Source organism: Streptomyces chlorus (assembly GCF_042655885.1).
GTDB classification, from domain to species: domain Bacteria; phylum Actinomycetota; class Actinomycetes; order Streptomycetales; family Streptomycetaceae; genus Streptomyces; species Streptomyces chlorus.
Window position 1 is genome coordinate 1 of record NZ_JBHSOA010000153.1, and the last position, 1,413, is coordinate 1,413.

1 protein-coding gene is annotated in these 1,413 nt (G+C 71.8%); it reads left to right on the plus strand.

The window, feature by feature from the left end; all coding sequences use genetic code 11:
- Positions 1 to 15: 15 nt before the first annotated feature.
- Positions 16 to 1,269: an IS4 family transposase gene (locus tag ACFPZI_RS37070; RefSeq protein ID WP_381371566.1), complete on the plus strand. Its 1,254-nt coding sequence runs from the start codon at positions 16 to 18 to the stop codon at positions 1,267 to 1,269.
- Positions 1,270 to 1,413 lie beyond the last annotated feature (144 nt).

The following is a 1,413-nucleotide window of genomic DNA, read 5'->3' on the forward strand; positions in this document are numbered from 1 at the left end:
CGGTAAGGTCGGCGAGTGACTGGCGCTCAGACGAAGACGGAAGTGCCCGGGGCCGGCGGGCTGTTGACGGATCACATCGCACTGGGAGTGCTGGCCGACGCCTTCCCCAGAGAGCTGCTGGATGAGGTCCTGACCGCGACCGGGCGCCAGGAGAAGCGGGTCCGGCTGCTGCCCGCACACGTGGTGATCCGTTTCGTGCTCGCGTTGTCGCTGTTCTTCAGGGACTCCTACGAGGAGGTCATGCGCAAGCTCGCCGGAGGGCTGGTGGCGCTGGCCTCGTGGGAGCGAGCCTGGAAGGTGCCCGGACCGTCGGCGCTCACCCAGGCCCGGCAGCGGCTGGGGGTCGAACCGATGCGGCTGCTGTTCGAACGGGCCGCGGTGCCGGTGGCCCAGCCGGGTACTCGCGGTGCCTGGCTGGCCGGGATGCGCCTGGTCGCGTTGGACGGCACCAGCCTGGACGTCGCGGACACCGCCGAGAACGCGGCCCGCTTCGGCCGCTGCGGATCGGGCCCGAAGGCATCCGCCTTCCCCAAGGCCCACCTGGTCGCGGTCAGCGAATGCGGCACCCACGCCGTCATCGGCGCCGTGGTCGGCTCGATCCGTGAGGGGGAACGCACCCTGGCTCCCGACGCCCTGCACTGCCTCCAGGACGGCATGCTGCTGCTGGCGGACGCCGGCCTGTACTCCTGGCCGCTGTGGCAGCGGGCCCGTGAACACGGTGCCCACCTGTGCTGGCGCATCGGCGCCAGCGTGGAGCTGCCCCTGGTACGGACGCTGGACGACGGCTCCTACCTGGCCCTGCTGTACGCGCCGGGCCTGCACGCCCCCACCCGCCGCCGCCTGCTGCGGACCGCCCGCGCCGGACACCCCCTGGACGACGACCGGGCCCAGCTGGTGCGGGTGGTGGAGTACACCGTGCCCGACCGCAACCCCGGTGGCGAACTCATCGTCCTCGCCACCGACCTGCTCGACCCCGCGCACCTCCCGGCCGCCGAGCTCGCCTGGGCCTACCACCAGCGCTGGGAACACGAAACGGCACTGGCGGAGATAAAATCCCAGCTCCTGGGCACCGCCGCCGTCCTGCGCTCGAAGAGCCCCGAACTGGTCGAGCAGGAGATCTACGGCCTGCTGCTGACCCACTACGCCGTCCGCTCGTTCATGACCCGCGCCGCCGACCAGGCCGAACTCGATCCCGACCGGCTCTCCTTCCTCCGCGCCGTCCGCATCACCCGCCGCCAGGTCACCGGCCAGGCGGCCTTTCCCCCCTGACCACCCGCGCACCGCCACCCGCCAAGCGGCCATCACCGAACTCCTCCAGCGCCCCAATCCCGAACGCCGACAACGCACTTACCCCCGAGTCGTCAAGCGAGCCCGCCACAACTCCTACCGCGTCAAACGCCCCCACGACACCGG